Origin of the sequence: Tessaracoccus oleiagri, assembly GCF_900103275.1 — a bacterium.
GTDB classification, from domain to species: domain Bacteria; phylum Actinomycetota; class Actinomycetes; order Propionibacteriales; family Propionibacteriaceae; genus Arachnia; species Arachnia oleiagri.
On record NZ_FNGP01000002.1, the window covers coordinates 244,635 to 266,019 of the forward strand.

Here is a 21,385-nt window from a genome sequence, read left to right on the forward strand (position 1 = left end):
GGAGCCCAGCCTATGCGGGCGAAGTGGCCGGGGAAGCGGAACGGCGGGACACCCGGGAAGGGTGCCCCGCCGAAGTCCGATGGGTCAACGCTCGGTGGCCGCCGCGGCGGCCTCGATCGTCTCGATGATCGCCGGGCGGAGTTCGCTCGTCGCGATGACCCGGTCCACGGAGCCCACCTGCACGGCACGGTGGATGCTGTGGATGCCGTCGAACTCGGCCGCGATCTCGCCGATCTTCTCGGCGCGGACGCTGCCGCGCAGCTCGCCGAGCTCCACCCCGAGCGCCGCACGGTGCTCCGGCGCAGCATCCTCGATCCGGCGCTCCATCTCGCGCACCCGCGGGTCGGATGCGGTGCGCTTCGCGACGTCGCCCGCGAACACCACCGCTGCCGCGGGCGCGCCGCCGAGCACGGAGGCGTAGGAACCCTCGAGCGCCAGGACGGTCATGTTCGGGTTGAGCTGCTTGCTGAACACGACGAACGCGCCGCCGTGGTAGCGGGAGATCACGACGAACACGATCGGCCCGTCGAAGTTCACGATCGCACGACCGATCTCGGCGCCGTACTCGAGCTGCAGCTTCCGCATCGACTCGGGGCTGCCGTCGAAGCCGGACAGGTTCGCGAGCACCACGAGTGGCCGGTTGCCCGACGCGGCGTTGATGGCCCGAGCCACCTTCTTGCTCGACTGCGGGAACAGCGTGCCGGCCGTGTACGTGTCGGGCCCGTCGGTGGGTGGGAAGCCCGCGCGCGGCACCGGCTTCGACTCGATCCCGACCACGCTCACCGAGTGCCCACCCATGCGGGCGTCGACGACCACCGCGGTCTCCGCGTCGGCCATGCCCGCCCAGCGCTCGACCCGCGGGTGGTCCTGGTCGGTGACCGCGGCGATGACCGAGCGGATGTCGAACGGCTTCTTCCGGTCCGGGTTGTGGGTGGCGGAGAAGATGTCGCCCACGGTGACGAAGTCCGAGCCGGGCATGTCGTGCGGGAATCCCGACACGTCGCGGTCCGAGGGGTCGCTCGTCGGGGCGCGGCGGGGGCCGTCCTCGCCCGGCACGACGTAGGTGGCGTCGTAGTGGCCGAGGAGGATCTCGAACGCGCCCGGCAGGTCCTTGGCCCAGTACTGCGCCTGCCCGTTGGGGCCCATGACGCGGTCGTAGCCGCCGATGCCGAAGTTGTCCTCCGCGGAGACACCGCCGGAGTAGTCGAGCGACTGCTTGCCGGTGAGCACCATGGCGGAGTCGGGCGTCATGACGAGGATGCCCCGGGTGTGCATGAGCATCGTCGCCTCGGCGTTCCAGTACGGCTGGGCGCCGACGTTGATGCCCGCGACGACGACGTTGATCTCGCCGCCGGCCTGGGTGAACTCGACGATGCGCTTCAGCGCGGCGCCGACCCAGTCCATGTTCTCCGTGCCGGACTCCATCGACACGCGCGCCCCGGAGCTGAGGGCGTACCACTCGAGCGGCACGCCGAGCTCGTCGGCGAGGTCGAGGGCCGCGATGATCCGGCGGCACTCCGCCTCAGCGACGGCCCCCAGCCCCTTGGTGGGGTCGCCGGCCAGCACGATGCGGGTGATGCCCTCGGGGTGGAGGTCGGTCAGCGTCGTGACGCGGGCGACGATGATGCCCGCCTTGTTGAGCCCGTAGGGGCGGTCCACGTCGACGAGGCGCGCGCCGGACTCGTCGAGGTCGAGCTCCACCATGCTGCCGCCCGCGCCGGCGAGCGTGCCCGCCAGCTCGTACGGGTACACGAGCCCGCGACGACGGGCGCGCAGCACCTTGCCCTGGTAGTCGTCGATCGGCTCCAGCGGCCCACTGGGCGGCGGGGCCACGTCGGCGCCCACCTCGCCGGAGAGCTTCCGGTGGAACCGCACCGCCAGCGGCGCGGGGCCGTCGTCGAGGGTGAACGTGCCGTGGACGAGCACCTCGGTGATGCCCGCGGAGTCGGTGAGCGGGGTGATCTTCTGCTGCAGTGCCTCGGCCTCGCGCGGGTGGAAGTCGATCACCGGCCAGACGTGCACCCAGACGTGGTTCATGTCGAGCTGGCTGCCCTCCTTGCCCAGCCCTGCCCGGGTGCGGCGGATGGCCTCGAGGCAGTTCTCGATGGCCCGCTCGCCGTGCGGGACGGCGATGAGGCGACCCTCCTCGTCGCGCACGGGCGCCATCTGCCGGACCTGGGCCATCGCGATGAGGCGTCGGTCCGAGGGGTTCGACTTCGCGACCGCGTCGAGCAGCAGCACGTCCTCCGGCGCGTCGAGGCGACGGATGTCGAACTCCCGCAGCCGCCACAGGTCGAGCCGGCGGGCCACCATCGGGTGGTGGCCGCGGATGATCTCGTCCTCGACGAGCTCGCCGAGCGCCTTCCAGCGGAAGGTGACGTAGCTGATCTGGCCCGACGGCGAGCAGACGCCGACGACGATCCGCCGCACGCCGTTCGGCAGCCACTCGGCCAGCGCGTCGCGCAGCCGGTCCGACGGTGCGCTGGAGTCGGGCTCGTCGTCGTAGGACACGTAGACCTCGACGACGCTGCCCGCGCCCTGGTCGTCGAGCTGGTCGGCGACGATGGTGGCGATGTCGCCGCCCGCCCGGAGCTCCATCGCCGCGCCGACGGTGGAGATCAGCTGGGTGGGCCGGCCGTCGATCACGTAGTGGCCGGTGAGGACCGGGCGCGAGTCGACGTCGAAGGTGCGCAGCTCGGTGAGCCCGAAGTCCGCGTAGTGCTTGCGCGCCAGCACCTCGAGCATCGGCTCCGGGCCGGTCACGCCGGCGGCCAGACGGGCTGCGAGCGTCACGTCGTTCTTCTCCGGGATGGCGGCGAGGCGCTCGATACCCTGGGCGTAGCCGGGGCCGTGGGGGTCGGCGGCCAGGGCGGCCACCTCGTCGAGCATCTCCTGCCAGATCGGGGCCCGCTCGGCCTCGACCATGGGCTGGTCGAACCAGCGGAACCGGACGGAGCGGGCGAGGTCGCCGAGGGTGGCGAAGCGCAGCTGGGTGGCGCGCTTGAGTCGCTCGAGCTGCTCGCGGGCCTCGACCGCGATGCCGTTCTGGGGGGCGCGCTCGGTGAGCCAGCGCTCCAGCACGCCGATGACCAGGGCGACGTCGCGCGACACGTTCTGCAGCGCGAGGAAGACGCGGAACAGCGCGACCTCGAGCTCCGGGCTGCGGTCCAGCGAGTCCACCCCGTAGTGGGCCAGCGCGCGGCCGAGGCGGTCGACGAACGACTGCGGCAACCCGGCGCGCTCGGCGTCGAGCGTGGTCAGGAACGTGTGCAGGTACTCGCGGTCGGAGTGGATGCGCAGTTCGTTGTTGTCCTGCTCGTCGACGGGGCGGTTGCGGCTGAGCTCCGCCACGTCGGAGAAGGTCTCGAACAGGCGGCACTCCCCGCGCAGGACCTCGACGCGGTTGTCGTCCGCGCAGTACGCGTCGCGGGCGGCGAGGTAGCGCTTCAGCGCCCCGGGCGTCGGGTCGAAGCCGAGGACCTCGAGGCGCAGCGCCTCCAGCGCCTCGCGCCACGCCTGCTCGGCGTCGCGCTCCTGCGTCTCGGGCAGCTCGATGCCGGAGGTGTCGCCGTCGGGCGACTCCTCCACGCCCTCACCGACGGGCTCCAGCCGCACGAGCGGCGCGAGCGCCTCGACCTGGCTGCCGGTCATGACGTGCAGTTCCTTCACCCGGGCGGCGAACGGCGCGAACAGCGCGGTCTCCATCTTCATGGATTCCAACACCACGACGGGGGCGCCGGCGGCCACCTCGTCGCCCACCCCTACCGGCGTCGCGACCACCAGCGCGGGCGCGGGCGCGCGCAGCACGCCGCCCTCGTCGCGGGAGATGCGGTGCGTGGTGCCCTCCACCTCGACGAGGTGCACGGGCCCGTGCGTGGCGGCGACGATGCGGAACCGGCGGCCCTCCACGAAGAGCCGGGCGTGGACGTCGTCCAGGCGCTCGAGCTCCGCGGTGACGAACTGGTCGCCCAGCCCCACGCGGTACTGGTGCGGCCCGGTCTGGGCGCAGGTGAGCTGGTAGGTGGCGCCGCGCAGCTTCAGGTCGATGGTGGCCCGCTGCTTGTGCGCGACGTGCGGGCGTCCGCCGTGCGCGGTGTCGAGGAGGCGCTCGACCTCGCGGCTGTTGCCGTCCTGGTAGGCCTCGATGGCCGCGACGACGAGCGCGATCTCGGCGTGCCGGTCGGCCACCAGGCCGCCCTCGGAGCGGGTGCGGTCGATCCACGCGGTGTCGGCCCAGTCGCCGCGGCGGCCCGGCCCGGTGACCTCCGCCTGCTCCAGCAGCGCCAGCACGAACGACTTGTTGGTGGCGCCGCCCTCGATGACGACGGTGGTGTCCAGCAGCGCGCGGCGCAGGCGGGCGAGCGCCTCGTCGCGGGTGCGGCCGAAGGCGATGATCTTGGCGATCATCGAGTCGAAGTCGGCGGGGATGGTGTCGCCCTCCCCCACGCCGGTGTCGACGCGCACGCCGGGGCCGGAGGGGAAGATGAGTCGGGAGATCCGGCCGGGGGCCGGGGCGAAGTCGCGGTCCGGGTCCTCGGCGTTGAGCCGCGCCTCGACGGCGTGACCGAACTCCACCGGGCGCTCGGTCAGCGGCTCCCCGGCGGCAACCCGGATCTGCGCCTTCACGAGGTCGAAGTCGTTGGTGACCTCGGTGATCGGGTGCTCCACCTGCAGTCGCGTGTTGACCTCGAGGAACGCGAACAACTGTTCCTGCGGCTGGTACAGGAACTCGACGGTGCCCGCGCCCCGGTAGCCGACGGCGAGCGCGAGCCGCTCGGCGGCCTGCTTCAGCTCGTCGGCCTGCTCGGCGGTGAGCAGCGGCGACGAGGACTCCTCGATGATCTTCTGGTTGCGGCGCTGGATCGTGCAGTCGCGCACGCCGACGGCCCAGGCGTTGCCGTGGGTGTCGGCGATCATCTGCACCTCGACGTGGCGGGCACCGGTGACGAGCCGTTCGAGGAACACCACGCCGGAGCCGAAGGCGCGCTCGGCCTCGTCGCGGGTGCGCTGGTAGGCGTCGGCGAGCTGGTCGGGCGAGTCGACGCGGCGGATGCCGCGGCCCCCGCCGCCGGCCGTCGCCTTCAGCATCAGTGGGTAGCCGATGTGCTCCGCGGCCGCGAGCGCCTCGTCGAGGGTGTCGACGCCGCCGCGCGACCACGCGGCGACGGGCACGCCCACCTCCTCCGCGATCAGCTTGGAGCCGATCTTGTCGCCGAGCCGGCGCATCGCCTCGCCGGAGGGGCCGATGAACGTGATCCCGAGGGACTCGACGAGGTCGGCGAAGGCGGCATCTTCCGCGACGAAGCCCCAGCCGACCCACACCGCGTCGGCGCGGGCCTCCTGCAGGACGCGGGCGAGCAGCTCGTGGTTGAGGTAGGGGCGCTCCGAGGCCGGGCCGAGCGGGTAGGCCTCGTCGGCCTCCCGTGCGAACATGGCGGTGCGCTCCGCGTCGGTGTACAGGGCGATCGTCGTGATCGGCTGCTCGTACAGGTTCTCGGCGTTCAGGTCGCGAACCGCGTGGATCAGCCGGACAGCGGCTTCACCGCGATTCACGATGGCGATGCGTCGGAACAACAGGCCTCCTTAGGACAACTCGTCCGAATCTCCCACCAACCTGCCGCAAACGCGACCCGACACTCAAAGGGTTTGACGACTCCGGAGGACTGAAGCGGCCCCCCGGTCAAAGATCGGCGGATTACGTTGTCCGGCTCCGACAATCGACGTCGCGAGTCCTACACTTCGTCGTATGAGTACAGGGAGGCGCCTCGCCGTCATCGTCGCCGGTCTGCTGCTGGCCCTCTCGCTCGTCGCCGGGGTGGCGTGGACCCACCTCAACCCCCATCGCGGGCAGGCCGCCGTCGACGACTCGACGCTGCCGCTGGCCCAGACGCTCACCCGCGACGAGGCAGTCGGCGATCTCGACTTCGTGGCGCGGACCATCCGGGACCGGCACGTCTGGGCCGCCGACGGGCTGCCCGCCCCCTTCGCCTCGGCCTGGGAGGAGGAACGGTCCGCGCTACCGGCGCAGCCGACGGTCCTCGACGTCTGGCGGGCGAGCCTGCGAATGCTGGCCGCGCTGGGAGACGGGCACACGTTCGTCGCCGTCCCGCGCCTCGGCGCGGCGGCCTACGGCATCGACTACGTCATGGCCGACGGGGTGCTGCACGTCGACACGGGCTCCGGCCGGTCCCGGGTGGAGACCGTCAACGGGGTCGCCGTCGACGAACTCATCCGCCGGAACGCCTCGTTGACCCCGGCCGACAACGAGGGCTGGGTCGAGGGCCGCCTGATCGAACGTCTGGGCCACGACGACGGCCTCGCCCTCCTGGGCGCCCCCACCGCGGCAGCGGGCCGGGTGGAGGTGGACCTCGCCGACGGGTCCGCCCTCTTCGGGACGCGCGCGGAGGGCAGCCCCGTCACGCGGCAGATCCCGGTGGCGGAGTACCGGTTCGAGGGCGACGTGGGGGTCCTGACCGTCCACCGCTGCGACCCGGACGACTCCTACCGCGCCACCTTGGCCGCCTTCTTCGACGAGGTCGCGCGGCGCGGGGTGGAGCGCGTCGTCGTGGACCTCCGCGGCAACCCCGGCGGCGACTCGCGGGTGGCCGACCTCTTCGTCGGGTACCTGGACGTCGGGACCATTCCTTCGGGCTCGTCGAGCGCGCGCTACGGGAACTGGGTGGTGCCGTTGGGCAGCGGCACCATGGAGGGACGGCAACACCACGCGGCCCACGGCGGCGAGGTCGTCGTCCTCACGGATCACCGGACCTTCTCCTCCGCCGCGGACTTCGCCACCGTCCTCTCGGACAACGACCTGGCGACGGTGGTGGGCGAATCACCCGGGTCCAATCCCTCCGGCGCGGGCGACGTCGTCGTCTTCCGGCTCCCGCGCTCCGGGCTGTTCCTGCAGGTCTCCTACAAGGAGTTCGTGCGGCCGGACCCGTCGAGGGGCGGCGGCGCGCTCGCGGTCGACGTTCCTGCCGATCCGACGGGCACCGTCGAGGAGATGCTCGCACGTCCGTGATGCCGGGAGCGGACAACTTTCGGGAACTCCTGCCATCGACCGGCCGCAAGTGGAAACCTCTGGGACACCGGCCGAACTAGAGTGGTCGGACGGTCCACTTCCAGGAGAGCGCCATGGCCCACGAGATCACCACCAATCCCCTGCGCGGCGTCGAGCTGAACGACAGCGACGTCCACTACGGCGTCTACGACCATGGCGCGCACGTGTGGGCCTGGCAGCCGCTCGGCCAGGACCCGGTCCTGTGGGTGAGCGCGAAGTCCGAGCTTGAGGACGACAAACCGATCCGCGGCGGGGTTCCGGTCTGCTTCCCATGGTTCGGTCCGGGCCGCGAGGGCAACCTCCAGCCCGCCCACGGGTTCGCCCGCCTCGCCGACTGGCGGCTGGTCGACGCCTCGGAGACCGGCGAGGGGCTCGTCGTCGAGTACGAGCTCGACAACGAGATCACCGGCGAGCAGCCCGCCTGGCCGCACGCCTACCGTGCTCGGCTCCGCGTCGCGTTCGGCCCGCGCGACCTCGACCTCGAGCTCACCGTCGAGAACACCGGCGACGAGGCGTTCAGCTACGAGGAGGCGCTGCACACCTATCTGAGCGTCGGCGACGTCCGCCACGTCCGCGTCACCGGGCTCGAGGGTGCCCGCTACCTCGACAAGGTGTCCGGCGAGTGGGCCGACCAGGTGGGTGAGGTGGAGATCACATCCGAGACCGACCGCGTCTACCTCAGCACCGACGACGTGCTCGTCGACGACCCCACGCCCGGCCGCAAGCTGCGGATCAGCAAGCGCGGCTCCGCGAACACCGTCGTGTGGAACCCGTGGGTGGCGAAGTCCGCCGCGATGCCGGACTTCGGCGACGACGAGTGGACCGGCATGCTGTGCATCGAGGCGGCCAACGCCCTGGACGACGCGGTGCGCCTCGAGCCCGGCGCCAGCCACACGATGGCGCAGCGGATCACGATCCTCTAGTCCCGGCGGCCGGGGCCCGGACGACGCCTGCCCGCTTCGCGCCCGCGCTGGACCGGGCGAACCTAGACTTGGGCCCAGGCATCACCCGACGTATCAAGCGTCGGGCGGCAGCCTCTTGGGGTGTGAGAACACCTGCCTGAGAGGATCAACGATGGAGTTCACCGGAGGCAACCCCTATCCCCAACTGGACCCGCGCGTGGCCGCCGCCTGGCGCATCCGGGTCGCCACGTCCGAGGGAGGGTGGACCACGGCCTACGTCGAGGACTCACTCATCCTCAGCGCCGACGAACCCGAGCGGCAGGGGCTGATCGACGAGGTCGCCTCCGCCGCCAAGGAGCTCGGCCTGTCCGCCGACTTCTCCCCGCTCGGGCCCCGCGACAACCAGGACGACTGGATGCGGGAGCGACTCGGCCTCCGCCCCGCCCCCGTCCTCGTGCGGCTCGACGGGGTCCGTGGCTCCGCGGACGCCCTGGCGGTGAAGGAGCTGCTCGACCTGCCCGGCGTCGCGCTGGACCACCTGATGACGGTCGCGCCCTACTACGCCGGCGTGCCGTACTACGCAGGGGTCCCTTACTACGCGGGCGTCCCCTACTACGCCGGCGTGGGCGCCCCCTCCACCACGTACGGGCAGCCCGGCAGCGGCGGGCGCAGCCCGGTCAGCCTCCTCGCGCCCGACCCGGCGCTCGGCCGCCGCCCCGCCAAGCGGCCGCCCGTGGTGGTGATCCCGGACACGGGGCTCGGCCCGCACCCGTGGTTCACCGACCCCGCCGTGGCCTCCGGCGATGTGTACGTGCACGGCGAGCTGCTCGGCATGCACGGATCCGTCCCCGGCTCGGCGACCCGCATCCCCCCTCGCAACCCACTCGACGGCAGCGTGCCCCCGTTCGCCGGGCACGGCACCTTCGCCGCTGGGCTGGTCCGCCAGCTGGCGCCCGGGGCGCGCATACTCGGCATCCCGATCATGGGCGACGACGGCGCCGTCGCCGAGTCCTGCCTCCTCGCCACGCTCGCCGCGCTGCGGACCCGGCAGGTCGAGGCGCTGGCCGCCGGGGACACCGATTCGATGCTCGACGTGCTGTCCCTGTCGCTGGGCTATTACCACGAGTCCCCTGCGGACGCGCTCTCCGACGCCCCGCTGCGGCGCCTGCTCGACGACCTCGGCGCGCTCGGCATGGTGGTGGTCGCCGCCGCCGGCAACAACGCCACCACCGCGCCCATGTTCCCGGCGGCGTTCGCCGGCGCCCCGCACGAGCCCCACCGGTTGCCGCTCGCGGCGGTCGGTGCACTCAACCCGGACGGCACCGTCGCCTACTTCACCAACGCGGGCGACTGGATCAGCTGCCACCGGCCGGGGGCCGCGCTGGTGAGCACCATGCCCGTCGACTTCGGCGGCGAGCGCCAGTCCGTGGCGCGGCTCGACCACAACGGGATGGCGCGCGGCACCATCGACCCGGACGACTACTCGAGCGGCTTCGCCGTCTGGAGCGGCACGTCGTTCGCCGCCCCGGTCCTGGCCGGGGAGATCGCCGCCAGGCTCGCGGCGATGCCCTTCGATGGCGGCGGCGTCGACGAGTTCCTCGAGCGCGGCTGGCGGGCCCTCGCCGACACGCTCGGCTGGGACCGGCCATGACCGAGACCGCCGCATCGCTCACCGACGAGGCCGCCTGGCTCTTCGCGGAGTTCCGGGCCGGCCGACGGGACCGCCTCGACGCGCTCGTCCGGCTGCTCACCCCCACTTTGTGGCACCTCGCCCGCGCCTGCGGGTTGGAGCGGGCCGACGCCGAGGACGTGGTGCAGCAGTCCTGGATGCAGCTCGTCGCGCACGCCGACACGGTCCGCGACCCCCAGTCGGTCGTGGCCTGGATCGGCACCACGGTCCGCCGGGAGGCCTGGCGGGTCCGGCGCAACCAGGGCCGCAGCATCCCCGTCGACGAGCCGCCGGAGCGAGCCGACCCCACACCCGACCCCGGTGACCTCGCCGCGCTGAGGGAGAGTGGGACCACCCTCGGTCGCCACCTCGCCGCGCTCAGCCCAAAGTGCCGCGCGCTGCTCCGCGTCGTCAGCCGCGGCGGTCCCCCGGACTACGCCGCCCTCGCCGAGAGCCTCGGCATGCCCGTCGGCTCCATCGGCCCCACCCGCGGCAGGTGCCTCGCGAAGCTCCGCGCGGCGCTGGACGCAGATCCCACCTGGAGCGCGCCATGAGCGACACCGCAGACGAACGCCTCGACGACCGCGACGGCCGCATCCTCGCCGGCATCGCTGAGCTCTACGACGAGATCGACCCGCCGCCCGCGCGGCTCGCGGACGACGTCGTCTTCTCGCTCTCGCTGGCGGCGCTGAACGCCGAGCTCGCGTCGATCGAACGCGACGCCGGGGTGGCGGTCCGCGCCCACGCGGGGACGCAGACGGTGACCTTCAGCAGTTCCGCGCTCCAGCTGATGGTGACCGGATCCGACGAGAACGAGGGCACCATGCGCATCGACGCGTGGGTCACCGGCGGCGGCGTGACCGTCGAACTCCTCGAGGGCACGAACAGCACACCGGCGGTGTCCGACGCCCACGGCCGGCTCGTCTGGCGCGGCGTGGCGCGCGGTCCGATCCGCTTCCTGATCCACCCGCCCGGCCCCGATGCGCGCCCGGTCCTGACCCCGATGATCGAGTTGTGACGCAGGAGCAGCGCGACCCGCTGGACGCCGCCGCCGCGGCGTACCGGGAGGCCCGCGCTGCCCTCGGCCAGTACCGGCTGCCCGAGGTCCGGCGCCACCTCGACGAGGCCAAGCGCCTGTTGGGTGCGGCGCCCGACGAGACGGACGGACACATCGAGCTGGCCCTGCGCGTGCAGCTCACGGAGTCGTGGCTCATCTGCGACGGGTCCGGGCTCGCCCCGGCCCTGGCCCAGGTGTTCGGCGTCGCCGAACGGGCCGAGTCCGCCGGGCGCGAGGACCTGCAAGCGCTGGCCCACATCCAGGGCGGCGTGCTGCTCGCCCGCGCGGGCAGGTTCGCCGACGCGCTCGACCAGCTGCGCCCCGCCGTCGCGCTCGCCCACGCACTGCCGGTCGACGACCGGGTCCGGCTCCTGCTCAACAAGGGCACGATCGCCTCTCAGCACGGCCTCCTCGACGAGGCGGCCGACGACCTGGCGCAGGCGGCCCGCCTGGCGGAGGCACTGCCCGACTACGCCTTCATGGCGCTGCACAACCTGGGCTTCGTCGAGTACCTCCGCGGGGACCTCCCGGCGGCCCTGCAGGCGATGGTGGCGGCCGACGGGATGGACGCCGGCGTCGACCGGTCGGTCTCGCGCCTCGACCGGGCCCGGGTGCTCATGGAGGTGGGGCTCGTCGACGAGGCGGCCGACCTGCTCGCCGAGACGGTCGGGACGATGCGCGCCGCCGGCATGACCGACGAACTGGCCGACGCGCTGCTCGACCGGGCGCGGTGCGAGCTGCTGCGCGGGCGCGGCCAGGAGGCCACCGCCCTCGCCGACGAGGTGCTGGCGATCGCCGCCGGGAGGGAGGACCACGCCCGCGCGCTCGCGGCCGCCGCGGTGCGCCTCGAGTCCCTCGTGCTCGTCGGGTCTCCGGACCGCCTTGCCGGCGAAGAGGCGGCGCGGCTCGTCGCCGACGCGGAGGCCGCCGGCCTCACCCGGCTCGCCGACCGCTCCGCCGCGCTCGGCGTCCTGGCCGCGGCGGCGGCGGACCGTCCGCTCGCCGACGCGGCCGGCATCGAGGCGAGGCTCGCCCGGATGCGCCGCTCGCCGTACCTGTCCGTGCGGCTCCTCGCGGTCCGCGTCGAACTGGCGCTCGGGCCCGAGCCCGGGCGGCGAGCCCTGCTCGTGCGCAGGGCGATGCGGGACCTCACGCTGGCCAAGCAGGGGATGGCCAGTCTGGACCTGCGCACCGCCCTCACGATCCACAGCTGGCCCATCGTCGTCGAGGACCTTCGTGCCGCGCTCGCGGCAGGCACGCCGTGGACGGTGCTCGCGGCTACCGAGCGCTGGCGAAGGGCGCTGCGCCCCATCCCCTCGGTCGTGCCGCCGACCGATCCGCGGAGCGCCGACCTCTGGTCGCTGTTCCGGCGGCGCCGCGAGGCCCTTCGTGCCCCGTCGGGCGGGGACGATCCCGCGGTCCATGCCGACGTCGTCCGGCTCGAGCGGGCGCTCCGCGAACGCTCGTGGACGATGCGCGCACGATCCAACGACGCGGGCGCGCGGAGCTTCCGGCGCAGCGACGGCGCGGACCACCTCCTCCTCAGCTACTTCTGGCTCGACGACCGGCTGCACCTGGTGTCGGCACCACCGGGTCGGCCGACGAGGCTGCACCGGCTGGGTGGCCGCAGCGACCTCGTCGAGCTCGTGCAGCTCGTCTCGACGGCCGCCTCGGCGCTCGCGGGTGCTCGGCGGGCACCGCTGGCGGCGGGCATCGAGAGCTCGCTGGAGGACGCGCTCGCGCAACTCGACGAGTCGCTGCTGCCGAAAGGGCTCGGCGAAGGCCCGGTCGTGATCGTCCCGAGCGGGGCGCTGGCGAGATTGCCCTGGGGGATGCTGCCGCGTCTGCGCTCCCGGGCCGTGGCACTGAGCCCCTCGTTGGGCCAGTGGGCGGCGGGCGCGACCGCCGTGCACGGGACGCCCGCCGTCGCCGTCGCGTCCGGGCCGGACCTCCCCTTGGGGCGGGACGAGGCAGACGTCGTCCGCGGCAGCTGGGACGGCGCCGCAGCGCTCGAGGGCCGCCCCGAGGCGGTGAAGGAGGCGCTGACCCGCTACGAGGTGGTGCACATCGCCGCTCATGGTCAACACCGCGCCGACAACCCGCTCTTCTCCTCGATCCGCCTCCACGGCGGCGACCTCTTCGCCCACGAACTCGAGCACCTCCCCACCCGGTCGAGCCTGGTGGTGCTGTCGGCGTGCGGCGTCGGGCGGGCGAGGGTCCGCCCCGGCGACGAGGCCCTCGGGCTCACGTCGAGCCTCCTCGCGCTCGGCGTGCGGGCCGTCGTCGCGCCGCTCACGGACGTCCCCGACGAGCTCGCCCGCGACACGATGGCTGCCCTCCACCGTCGGCTCGCCGAAGGCCTCCCGGGGCCGGAGGCGTTGCGGGGCGCCACGACCGACCTCCTCGCCAGGAGCTTCACCTGGTTCGGCTCGCCGTGGCGAGTGGTCCGCTGACCTTCGTGTATCAGGGCCGCCGGCGCTCGCTCCTGAAGGATGACAGCCCACTTCGGGCTGCGTACCGAAGGAGCAGGTCATGCCATTCCCAACATCCATCGTCCATCCCAGTGGGGCGAAGCTCTCCCTGGTCCCCGACAAGGTGCTCGTCAAGGTGGCGCACGCGGAAGGCGCGCGGGCGCTGGCGGACGCCGCCGACCCGTTGGCGGAGCTCGGCCTCGAGCCCCTGACCCTAGAACCGCCGCGGGCAGCGGCCGGGTCACCCGTCGCGGGTGGCCTCCCCGACGTCGACCCGCACGCGGAGGTCAACAACTCCGCCGACCTCCTCTTCACCCGCACCAACGACGGCAGGAAGTTCAAGCCCGCCGACACCGCCATCGCCGCCGGCGACGGCCCGACGTGGGTGGCGCCCGTCTACGCAGCCGACTTCGGCGGCACGACCGAGTACCTGTCACCGTTGGCGGACGCGGTCGTCCTGCCCGCCATCGTGGGCGACGACCAGGAGCAGGCCAAGGTCCTGAAGGACTTCGGCCTCGTCCGCGACGACACCCGCAGCGAGTGGCTGGGCGAGTTCGACGTCTACACCGTGACCGCGGGGCACCGGCCGGCGTTCGAGATCCGCGACGAGCTGTCGCGCAAGCTCGGTACCGAGGTGAAGCTCGAATTCATCCCGATGATCGTGCCCGTGGCCATGCAGCCGAACGATCCGCTGTTCTCGTCCCAGTGGGACATGGTGCAGATCGGTGTCGGCGGCTCGGGCACCACCGGCTGGGACGTCCAACGCGGCTCGTCGTCGGTGATCGTCGCGATCCTCGACGAGGGCGTGGACCTGAACCATCCGGACCTCGTCGGCCAGTTCGCGGGCAACGGCATCAACCTCGGCACCATGTCCGGCACCGGGGCCCCGACGGGCAACCACGGCACACCCTGCGCGGGCATCGCCGCGGCGCCGGTGAACAACGGGACCGGCACGGCCGGCGTGGCCGGAGGGTGCCGCATCCTGCCGATCGCCTTCGCCACCTGGTCGGCCACCGAGGTGGCGGCCGGTCTGCGCTACGCACGGCAGCAGGGCGCCCGGGTGGTGTCGATGAGCTTCGGCTGGAACGCCTGGGACCAGTCGATCATCAACCCGGCCATCACGGAGGCCCACGCCGCCGGCATGGTGCTCGTCGCCGCCACGCACAACCACAACACGCTGAACGGCATCACCTACCCGGCGACGCACCCCTTGGTGATCGCGGTCGGCGCCTCCGACCAGGTGGACAACCGCAAGTCCCCGTCGTCGCCCGACGGTGAGGGCTGGGGCTCCAACTACGGGCCGGAGATCTCGGTGGTGGCGCCCGGCGTTCGCTGCCCCGCCCCGGACCGCACGGGCGCCAACGGGTACACCGGCAACGACTACACGATGACGTTCAACGGCACCTCGGCCGCCACCCCGCACGTCGCTGGGCTGGCCGCGCTGCTCATCTCGCGGAAGTCCTCGCTGACCAACGTGCAGGTGCGCAACATCATCGAGCGGACCGCGGCGAAGGTCGGCACCGTGCCGTACGCCACGGTGGCCGGCTACCCGAACGGCACCTGGAACAACGAGATGGGCTACGGCCGAATCGACGTCCTGGGCGCGCTCCAGCAGGTGCCCGTGATCCCGAAGTTCAAGTGGGAGGACGAGGTGTTCAAGCCGCTCTGGAAGGAGCTGGACATCAAGCTCATCAAGCGGGAGTTCGACAAGCCCATCCACCGGGAGATCGACATCAAGCGGTTCGTGGAGCTCGACAAGATCAAGGGCGAGATCGACGAGATCAAGCGCACCGGCAGGGAGGCGCCCGACCTCGAGCCCGAGCGGCTCGTCGACCCCGTGATCGACGGCCTCAAGATGCGGCTCGAGCTGCTGGAGAAGACCGTCGACCGGATCGGCGCCTCCTTCATCACGCCCGACGCCCGCCCGGACCTGGACTGACGGCGATGATCGTCCTGCTCGCCCACGACGGGGACCCCTGGGCCGACGAACTCGCCCGGCGCGTGGCCGACCTCTCCGGCGCGGAGGTGGGGCTCTGCGGGCCCCGCGACCTCTCGCGGCCGGGCTGGGCACTCCACGTCGGCCCGGGCGACGGCCGACCCGCCGACTCGCGGGTCGTGGTCGGGGGAAGGGCCGTGGACGAGCGGGACGTCGACCTCGTGGTCAGCCTCCTGGACGACGTGCTGCCGGCCGAACTGCTGTGGATCCGAGAGGAGGACACCGACTACGTCGCGTGCGAGATGTCGGCCGTCCTCCGCTACTGGCTGGAGTCGCTCGGCGACCACGTGCTGGTGCCGCCCGGCACCAGCTCCCTGGCGGGGCCGGACCACCCCGTGGCCCTGTGGGCCCGGGCGGCCGGCATCGAATGGTCCCGCCCCGAGGACTGGCGCGGCTGCCGCGAGGTGGCCGTCGTCAATGGCGAAGCGTGGGGGGACGCCTCGCCACCGTTGAGGCGTGCAGCCACGGCCATGGCCGGATGGGCCCATGTGCCGTGGCTGCGCGCCTTCTTCGCCCCCGCCGCCGACGTCCTCTGGGGCGTCGCGACGCTGCCGTCGCCGCTGGCCGGCACGGACGCGCCGGCGAGGGCCATCGCGGCCGCCGCACGGCGGCCGGCCGAGCGGGGGTGGGCGGCATGAGCGCCATCATCCTCGGCCGACCCGACGACCCGCCGCTGGCCGCCGCCTGGGCCGCGGTCCAGCACCTGGGACTGCCGGGCAGCTTCGTCGACCTCAACGAACATGGCATCCATCTCGTCGGCTCCGAACTCCGGCGGCCTTCGGGCAACGTGGCGCTCGACGGGGTCTCCGGCTTCTACCTCCGCGGCCACGGCGCCGCCGACCCGTCGACAGCGCAGGCACTGCGGGACTGGGCCGAGCTCACCCCGTCGACCGTGCGGGTGGTGAACCGGCGCCGCGGCTCGGCCAGCAACTTCTCCAAGCCCGGCCAGTCGCTGGCCATCGCCGCCGCCGGCTTCCGCACCCCGACGGGGTTGCTCACCACCGACCCCACGGCGGCGCGCGCGTTCGTGGAGCAACACGGGAAGGTCATCGTGAAGTCGGCGAGCGCGGTGCGCAGCATCGTGCGCACCGTCGACGTGCACGAGGACTTCGCGAGCGTGGCCTGGTGCCCGACACAGTTCCAGGCGTTCGTCCCCGGCACCGAGTACCGCGTGCACCTCGTCGGCGGGCGCGTGTTCGCCCGGAGGATCATCTCGGACGCGGTCGACTACCGATACGGCGCCGCCGCCACCGCGCCTGCGGAGCTACCCGACGAGGTGGCCGGGCGCTGCGTCGGGCTGGCGCTCGCGCTGGGTCTGGAACTCGCGGGACTCGACCTCCGCCGCACGCCCGACGGGGAATGGTTCTGCTTCGAGGCGAACACGTCGCCGGTCTGGACCGCGTACGACGAGGACGGCCGCATCGCCGTCGCGCTGGCCCGCCACCTGGCCGGTCTCTGACACCTGGTACGGAAGAAGGGACTTGAACCCTCACGCCCGAAGGCACAGGAACCTAAATCCTGCGTGTCTACCAATTCCACCACTTCCGCGTGACCCGGGCCAGTCTAGGGCACCTGTTCGCCGAGCTTGAAACGCGCGACGACGTCGTACTGCTTGCCCACCTGGTGGGACTGGACCAGCGCGACCTCGTCGACATCGAAGCTCCAGCCGGGGAAGGAGTCCAGCACCCCGAGCCATTTCGTCGCCTGGATCCCGCGGTTGGCGCGGGCGAGCGTCAGGTGCGGCACGAACCTCGCCCCATCGGGCGCCGCGCCGGCCCGGTTGGCGGCGTGGCGGCACTTCTCGGCGAGGGCCGCGATCTCCTCGTCGCCGTGCGTGACGCCGAGCGACAGGATGCGTGCGGCCACTGGGTGCGGGAACACCCGCCCGGACGCGACGCGGATCCGGAACGGCGAGACGGTGGCCGCGGCCTCGGCGAGCGTCTCCTCCAGTCGCTCGACGTCCGGCACGTCGGCCATGAACGCGGTCGTGAGGTGCCACCCGTCCGGCCGGGTCCAGCGCAAGCGCGGATCCGAGTCCCGACGGGGCGCCAGCAGCGCGTCGAGTTCCTCCACCATCTCCTGCGGCGGCAGCACCGCCGCGAACATCCGGTCACCCATGGCGCACCAACCTACTCCTCCGACCCCGCCCGGTCCCTGAGGAGCGAGGCACGAGCGTCTCGAAGGGCCGGCGGGGGCTTCGAGACGCGACTCCGTCGCTCCTCAGCCACCGGTACTGCGCAAGTCGATCGGGAGGGGGTCGACCAGCCGCAGGGCGGGGTCGTCCAGCTTGAGGGTGCGGACCGGTCCGGGGGCGGTGCCGCGGTACTCGAAGCGGACGGTCACGAGCCCGAGGCCGCTCCCCCAGACCCAGCCGCGGCCGTGCTCGTCGTGCTCCACGTCGGCGCCGGTGAAGTAGCCGTGGCCGCGGACGGTGGCGCTGTCCTCGGGCGCGAACTCCGCCTCGTCGACCGGCTCTAGCGTGGCGGGTTCCTCGCCGAAGAGCCGGTCCTGGGCCGCGCCCGCGAAGTTGCTGACCCCGATCCCGAGCAGCCGGACGCCGGCGCTCACGTCGATCCCCTCCAGCAACTGCAGCCCGATGGCGGTGACGGTCTGGACGTCGTCGGTGGCGCCGCCGAGGGACGCGCCGCGGGTGATGGTCTGGAAGTCCGCGAACCGCACTTTCACGGTCACCGTCCGCGCGAACAGCCCCTGCTTCACCAGCCGCCGGGTCACGGCCTCCGCGTCGCGGCGGAGGATCGACTGCAGCTGGGCGCGGTTGGTCAGGTCGACCTGGAACGTGTCCTCCGTCGAGATCGACTTCGCCTCGCTGTCCGGGTTCACCGCGCGCCGGTCGATCCCACGCGCGAGCGCAGCCAGCGACGAGCCGGCCGCCTGTCCGAGCTCCCGCTCCAACTCGCCCGGCTGCGCCCGGCGAAGGTCCGCGACGGTGTGCATGCCGATCGCCACGAGCCGCTGCTCCGTGGCCGGGCCGACACCCGGGATGGCGCGCACCGGGAGCGGGGCGAGGAAATCCAGCTCCTGGTCGGGCGACAGGATGCGGTGGCCGTCGGGCTTGGCGGCCTCGGAGGCGAGCTTCGCGATGAGCTTCGACGAGCCCACCCCCACCGAGCCGGTGAGCCCCAAGGTTCGTCGAGTGAGCTCCGCCCGCAGCCACGCCACCCGCTCGGGCAACTCATCAGGCGTCCAGCCCGCCGGCCGCAGGTCGACGTACGCCTCGTCGAGGCTCAGCGGTTCGACGAGCGGCGACACCTCCCGCAGCAGCCCCATGACGATCTGCGACGACTCCCGGTACGCCCCGAACCGGCCCCCGAGGAACGCCGCCCGGCCCCCGGCGCGCCGCCTGGCCTCCGTGCCGGACATCGCCGAGCGGATGCCGTAGCGTCGGGCCTCGTACGAGGCGGTGGCGACGACTCCCCGCGGCCCCCCGCCGCCCACCACGACCGGCTTGCCCCGCAGGCTGGGCTTGTCGCGCTGCTCGACCGACGCGTAGAAGGCGTCCAGGTCGAGGTGCAGGATGCTCACGTGGCGGGCGTGGGCCTGTACTGCACGAAGTCGAACTTGTCGTGCGGCTCGCGCGAGACCTCGGTCCACTCGCTCGGCGTGATGATCGGGAAGCGTGCCCCGCCCTCGGGGCTGAGGCGGACGTGGGTGATGTCGAGTTCGGTGAGGTACGGCCACGCCGCCTCGTAGATCTCGGCACCGCCGCCGATGTAGCAGACCTTCTCGGGCGTCTGCGCGGCCAGGTCGAGCGCCTCGGTGATGGAGTGCGCGACCTCGACCCCCTCGTCGCTCCACTCGGGATCCCTGGTCACGACGATGATCCTGCGGTCCGGCAGTGTGCGGCCGATCTGCTCATGGGTGCGGCGGCCGAAGACCAGCGTGTTGCCGGTGGTCACCTGCTTGAACCGCTTGAAGTCGTCCGGCAGGTGCCACAGCATGTCGTCACCCGAGCCGATGACCCAGTTGTCCGCCACCGCCGCGATCGCCACGATCCGCATGCGTCCGTCCTCCATCCCGTGTCCTCCTGGGCTCAGACCGCGATCGGCGCCTTGATCGCCGGGTGCGGGTCGTAGCCGACGATCTCGATGTCCGAGAGTTCGAACTTGTCGATGTCGCGCACCGACGGGTTGAGCCGCAGGGTGGGCAGGGCCCGCGGCTCGCGGGAGCGCTGCTCCGCGACCTGGTCGAAGTGGTTGGCGTAGATGTGTGCGTCGCCCAGCGTGTGCACGAACTCCCCCGGCTCGAGGTCCGTGACCTGCGCGATCAGGTGGATGAGCAGGGCGTAGCTGGCGATGTTGAACGGCACGCCGAGGAACACGTCGGCGGAGCGCTGGTAGAGCTGCGCGCTCAGCCGGCCGTCGGCGACGTAGAACTGGAACATCGTGTGGCAGGGTGGCAGCGCCATGTCGTCGACGTCCGCGACATTCCACGCGGAGACGATGTGGCGGCGCGAGTCCGGGTTGGTCTGGATCGACTCGATCACCTTGGCTATCTGGTCGACCTTCTCCCCCGACGGCGTCGGCCAGCTGCGCCACTGGTAGCCGTAGATGGGCCCGAGGTCGCCGTGCTCGTCGGCCCACTCGTCCCAGATGGTGATGCGGTTGTCGTGCAGCCACTTGATGTTGGTGTCACCCCGCAGGAACCAGAGCAGCTCGCCGAACACCGAGCGGGTGTGCACCTTCTTCGTCGTCAGCAGCGGAAAGCCGTCGGCGAGGTCGAACCGCATCTGGTGGCCGAAGACGCTGCGCGTCCCGGTACCGGTGCGGTCAGCCTTGTCGACCCCGTTCGCCATGATGTGGTCCAGCAGGTCCAGGTACTGCTTCATGCCTGCTCCCCCAGCCACGCGACGAACGCCCGCACCGCCTTGCCGCGGTGGCTGATCGCGTCCTTCTCCTCCGACGTCATCTCCGCCGTGGTCCGGTGCTCGCCCTCGGGGATGAACAGCGGGTCGTAGCCGAACCCGTTCTCACCGGCCGGCGCCTCCGCGATCCGGCCCTCCATGACACCGTGCCACGTGCGCTCCTCACCGTCGGGGGTCACCATGGACAGCGCGCAGCGGAAGCGGGCCGTGCGCCGCTCGTCGGGCACCCCGTGCAGCTGCGCCAGCAGCAGTTCGTTGTTCTCCTCGTCGTCGCCCATGGGGCCGGCCCAGCGCGCCGACCGCACGCCGGGCATGCCGTTCAACTCGTCGACCTCGATCCCGGAGTCGTCGGCAACGGCGACGAGCCCCAGCCGGCGGGCGGCCTCGCGCGCCTTGATGAGCGCGTTGCCCTCGAAGCTGCGCTCCGTCTCCTCGGGCTCGGGGTACCGCGGCAACTCGCCGAGGCCCAGCACCTGCACGGGCAGTTCCGCCGTCTCGACGACGCGGCGCAGCTCGGCGAGCTTCTTCGGGTTGTTCGTGGCGAGCACCAGGCGCTCGGGTCGCGTCACGCGAGGGCCTCCAGTTGCTTGGCGGTGAGCTGGCGGCAGCCGAGCTCACCGAGGTCGAGGAGGACGCCCAACTCGTCGCGGCTGAACGGCTCGCCCTCGGCGGTGCCCTGCACCTCGATGAACTTGCCGGAACCGGTCATGACGACGTTGAGGTCGGTGTCCGCGGCCACGTCCTCCTCGTACGCGAGGTCGAGCAGCGGCTGCGCGCCGGCGTAGCCGACGGAGACAGCGGCGACGGTGTCCTTGAGCGGGTTGCCCTTGAGCGCGCCGCGGGAGCGGAGGTTCGCGACGGCGTCGGCCAGCGCCACGTAGGCGCCGGTGATGGCCGCGGTGCGGGTGCCGCCGTCGGCCTGCAGCACGTCGCAGTCAAGGACGATGGTGTTCTCGCCGAGGGCCTTGTAGTCGACGACCGCCCGCAGCGACCGGCCGATCAGACGGGAGATCTCGTGCGTGCGTCCGCCGATGCGCCCGCGGACCGACTCCCGGTCGGAGCGGGTGTGGGTGGCGCGAGGCAGCATCGCGTACTCGGCGGTCACCCAGCCGAGCCCCGAGTCCTTGCGCCAGCGCGGCACCCCGACGGTGACGCTCGCCGCGACCAGCACTCTGGTCCTGCCGAACTCGACGAGGACCGAGCCCTCCGCGTGGTCCAGCCAGTTGCGGGTGATCGTGACGGGGCGCAGTTCGTCGTGGCGGCGCCCATCGAGGCGGGTGAAGCTCATGGCGATCACCCTAGCCGAGGGGGCGGGGAGGCATCGGGTCCGCGCTCACCGGTCGCA

At 72.5% G+C, this 21,385-nt stretch carries 16 protein-coding genes and 1 tRNA gene; 9 read left to right on the forward strand and 8 right to left on the reverse strand.

Going from position 1 to position 21,385, the window contains the following annotated elements; genetic code table 11:
• Positions 1-84 precede the first annotated feature (84 nt).
• Positions 85-5,574, reverse strand: a complete 5,490-nt coding sequence (locus tag BLR46_RS06120) for an ATP-binding protein (RefSeq protein WP_093249989.1) — start codon at positions 5,572-5,574, stop codon at positions 85-87.
• A gap of 172 nt (positions 5,575-5,746) precedes the next feature.
• Between BLR46_RS06120 and BLR46_RS06125 the strand changes: the two genes are divergently transcribed.
• The 9 genes from BLR46_RS06125 to BLR46_RS06165 all read left to right on the forward strand — a co-directional run bounded on the left by BLR46_RS06125 (position 5,747) and on the right by BLR46_RS06165 (position 16,617).
• On the forward strand, positions 5,747-7,024 hold the full coding sequence (locus BLR46_RS06125; RefSeq protein WP_093249990.1) for a S41 family peptidase: 1,278 nt from the start codon (positions 5,747-5,749) through the stop codon (positions 7,022-7,024).
• A 113-nt stretch (positions 7,025-7,137) separates the two neighbouring features.
• Positions 7,138-7,986 carry a D-hexose-6-phosphate mutarotase gene (locus BLR46_RS06130; protein ID WP_093249991.1) on the forward strand — a complete coding sequence of 283 codons (849 nt, stop codon included), beginning with the start codon at positions 7,138-7,140 and terminating at the stop codon, positions 7,984-7,986.
• Between the two features lie 151 nt (positions 7,987-8,137).
• The gene (locus tag BLR46_RS06135) at positions 8,138-9,616 is read left to right on the forward strand and encodes a S8 family serine peptidase (RefSeq protein WP_093249992.1); all 1,479 of its coding nucleotides are present in this window, start codon (positions 8,138-8,140) and stop codon (positions 9,614-9,616) included.
• The gene (locus BLR46_RS06140; protein ID WP_093249995.1) at positions 9,613-10,188 is read left to right on the forward strand and encodes an RNA polymerase sigma factor; all 576 of its coding nucleotides are present in this window, start codon (positions 9,613-9,615) and stop codon (positions 10,186-10,188) included. The genes BLR46_RS06135 and BLR46_RS06140 overlap by 4 nt, the downstream gene beginning before the upstream one ends.
• On the forward strand, positions 10,185-10,652 hold the full coding sequence (locus BLR46_RS06145; protein WP_093249997.1) for a hypothetical protein: 468 nt from the start codon (positions 10,185-10,187) through the stop codon (positions 10,650-10,652). The genes BLR46_RS06140 and BLR46_RS06145 overlap by 4 nt, the downstream gene beginning before the upstream one ends.
• Positions 10,649-13,144, forward strand: a complete 2,496-nt coding sequence (locus BLR46_RS06150; protein ID WP_093249999.1) for a CHAT domain-containing protein — start codon at positions 10,649-10,651, stop codon at positions 13,142-13,144. The genes BLR46_RS06145 and BLR46_RS06150 overlap by 4 nt, the downstream gene beginning before the upstream one ends.
• A gap of 79 nt (positions 13,145-13,223) precedes the next feature.
• The gene (locus tag BLR46_RS06155) at positions 13,224-15,101 is read left to right on the forward strand and encodes a S8 family serine peptidase (RefSeq protein WP_093250002.1); all 1,878 of its coding nucleotides are present in this window, start codon (positions 13,224-13,226) and stop codon (positions 15,099-15,101) included.
• Positions 15,102-15,106: 5 nt separating this feature from the next.
• Positions 15,107-15,796, forward strand: a complete 690-nt coding sequence (locus BLR46_RS06160) for a hypothetical protein (protein ID WP_093250003.1) — start codon at positions 15,107-15,109, stop codon at positions 15,794-15,796.
• A complete protein-coding gene (locus BLR46_RS06165; protein ID WP_143008230.1) occupies positions 15,793-16,617 on the forward strand; it encodes an ATP-grasp domain-containing protein in 825 nt (274 codons plus the stop codon). Before BLR46_RS06160 ends, BLR46_RS06165 begins: the two co-directional genes overlap by 4 nt.
• A 4-nt stretch (positions 16,618-16,621) precedes the next feature.
• Here the strand turns inward: BLR46_RS06165 and BLR46_RS06170 are convergent.
• The 7 genes from BLR46_RS06170 to rph form a co-directional block, all read right to left on the reverse strand.
• Positions 16,622-16,706: transfer RNA gene (locus BLR46_RS06170), tRNA-Leu, on the reverse strand.
• Between the two features lie 15 nt (positions 16,707-16,721).
• Entirely contained in the window at positions 16,722-17,276 is a 555-nt protein-coding gene (gene thpR / locus BLR46_RS06175; RefSeq protein ID WP_093250005.1) for an RNA 2',3'-cyclic phosphodiesterase, read from the reverse strand.
• A 102-nt stretch (positions 17,277-17,378) separates the two neighbouring features.
• Positions 17,379-18,701, reverse strand: a complete 1,323-nt coding sequence (locus BLR46_RS06180; protein WP_093250006.1) for a DNA polymerase IV — start codon at positions 18,699-18,701, stop codon at positions 17,379-17,381.
• Positions 18,698-19,177 (reverse strand): dihydrofolate reductase, encoded by a 480-nt coding sequence (locus tag BLR46_RS06185; RefSeq protein WP_093250760.1) that lies wholly within the window; start codon positions 19,175-19,177, stop codon positions 18,698-18,700. Before BLR46_RS06185 ends, BLR46_RS06180 begins: the two co-directional genes overlap by 4 nt.
• A gap of 32 nt (positions 19,178-19,209) precedes the next feature.
• Positions 19,210-20,004: a thymidylate synthase gene (locus BLR46_RS06190; protein ID WP_093250009.1), complete on the reverse strand. Its 795-nt coding sequence runs from the start codon at positions 20,002-20,004 to the stop codon at positions 19,210-19,212.
• Positions 20,001-20,609, reverse strand: a complete 609-nt coding sequence (gene rdgB, locus BLR46_RS06195; protein ID WP_093250010.1) for an RdgB/HAM1 family non-canonical purine NTP pyrophosphatase — start codon at positions 20,607-20,609, stop codon at positions 20,001-20,003. The genes BLR46_RS06190 and rdgB overlap by 4 nt, the downstream gene beginning before the upstream one ends.
• Entirely contained in the window at positions 20,606-21,328 is a 723-nt protein-coding gene (rph, locus tag BLR46_RS06200; protein ID WP_093250013.1) for a ribonuclease PH, read from the reverse strand. Before rph ends, rdgB begins: the two co-directional genes overlap by 4 nt.
• Between the last annotated feature and the right edge of the window lie 57 nt (positions 21,329-21,385).

What these genes read in the sequence shown, in the direction of transcription:
- BLR46_RS06125 (WP_093249990.1), top strand. Translation starts at nt 5,747, where the DNA reads ATGAGTACAGGGAGGCGCCTCGCCGTCATCGTCGCCGGTCTGCTGCTG.
- BLR46_RS06130 (WP_093249991.1), top strand. Translation starts at nt 7,138, where the DNA reads ATGGCCCACGAGATCACCACCAATCCCCTGCGCGGCGTCGAGCTGAAC.
- BLR46_RS06135 (WP_093249992.1), top strand. Translation starts at nt 8,138, where the DNA reads ATGGAGTTCACCGGAGGCAACCCCTATCCCCAACTGGACCCGCGCGTG.
- BLR46_RS06140 (WP_093249995.1), top strand. Translation starts at nt 9,613, where the DNA reads ATGACCGAGACCGCCGCATCGCTCACCGACGAGGCCGCCTGGCTCTTC.
- BLR46_RS06145 (WP_093249997.1), top strand. Translation starts at nt 10,185, where the DNA reads ATGAGCGACACCGCAGACGAACGCCTCGACGACCGCGACGGCCGCATC.
- BLR46_RS06155 (WP_093250002.1), top strand. Translation starts at nt 13,224, where the DNA reads ATGCCATTCCCAACATCCATCGTCCATCCCAGTGGGGCGAAGCTCTCC.
- BLR46_RS06160 (WP_093250003.1), top strand. Translation starts at nt 15,107, where the DNA reads ATGATCGTCCTGCTCGCCCACGACGGGGACCCCTGGGCCGACGAACTC.
- BLR46_RS06165 (WP_143008230.1), top strand. Translation starts at nt 15,793, where the DNA reads ATGAGCGCCATCATCCTCGGCCGACCCGACGACCCGCCGCTGGCCGCC.
- thpR (WP_093250005.1), bottom strand. Translation starts at nt 17,276, where the DNA reads ATGGGTGACCGGATGTTCGCGGCGGTGCTGCCGCCGCAGGAGATGGTG.
- BLR46_RS06185 (WP_093250760.1), bottom strand. Translation starts at nt 19,177, where the DNA reads ATGCGGATCGTGGCGATCGCGGCGGTGGCGGACAACTGGGTCATCGGC.
- BLR46_RS06190 (WP_093250009.1), bottom strand. Translation starts at nt 20,004, where the DNA reads ATGAAGCAGTACCTGGACCTGCTGGACCACATCATGGCGAACGGGGTC.
- rph (WP_093250013.1), bottom strand. Translation starts at nt 21,328, where the DNA reads ATGAGCTTCACCCGCCTCGATGGGCGCCGCCACGACGAACTGCGCCCC.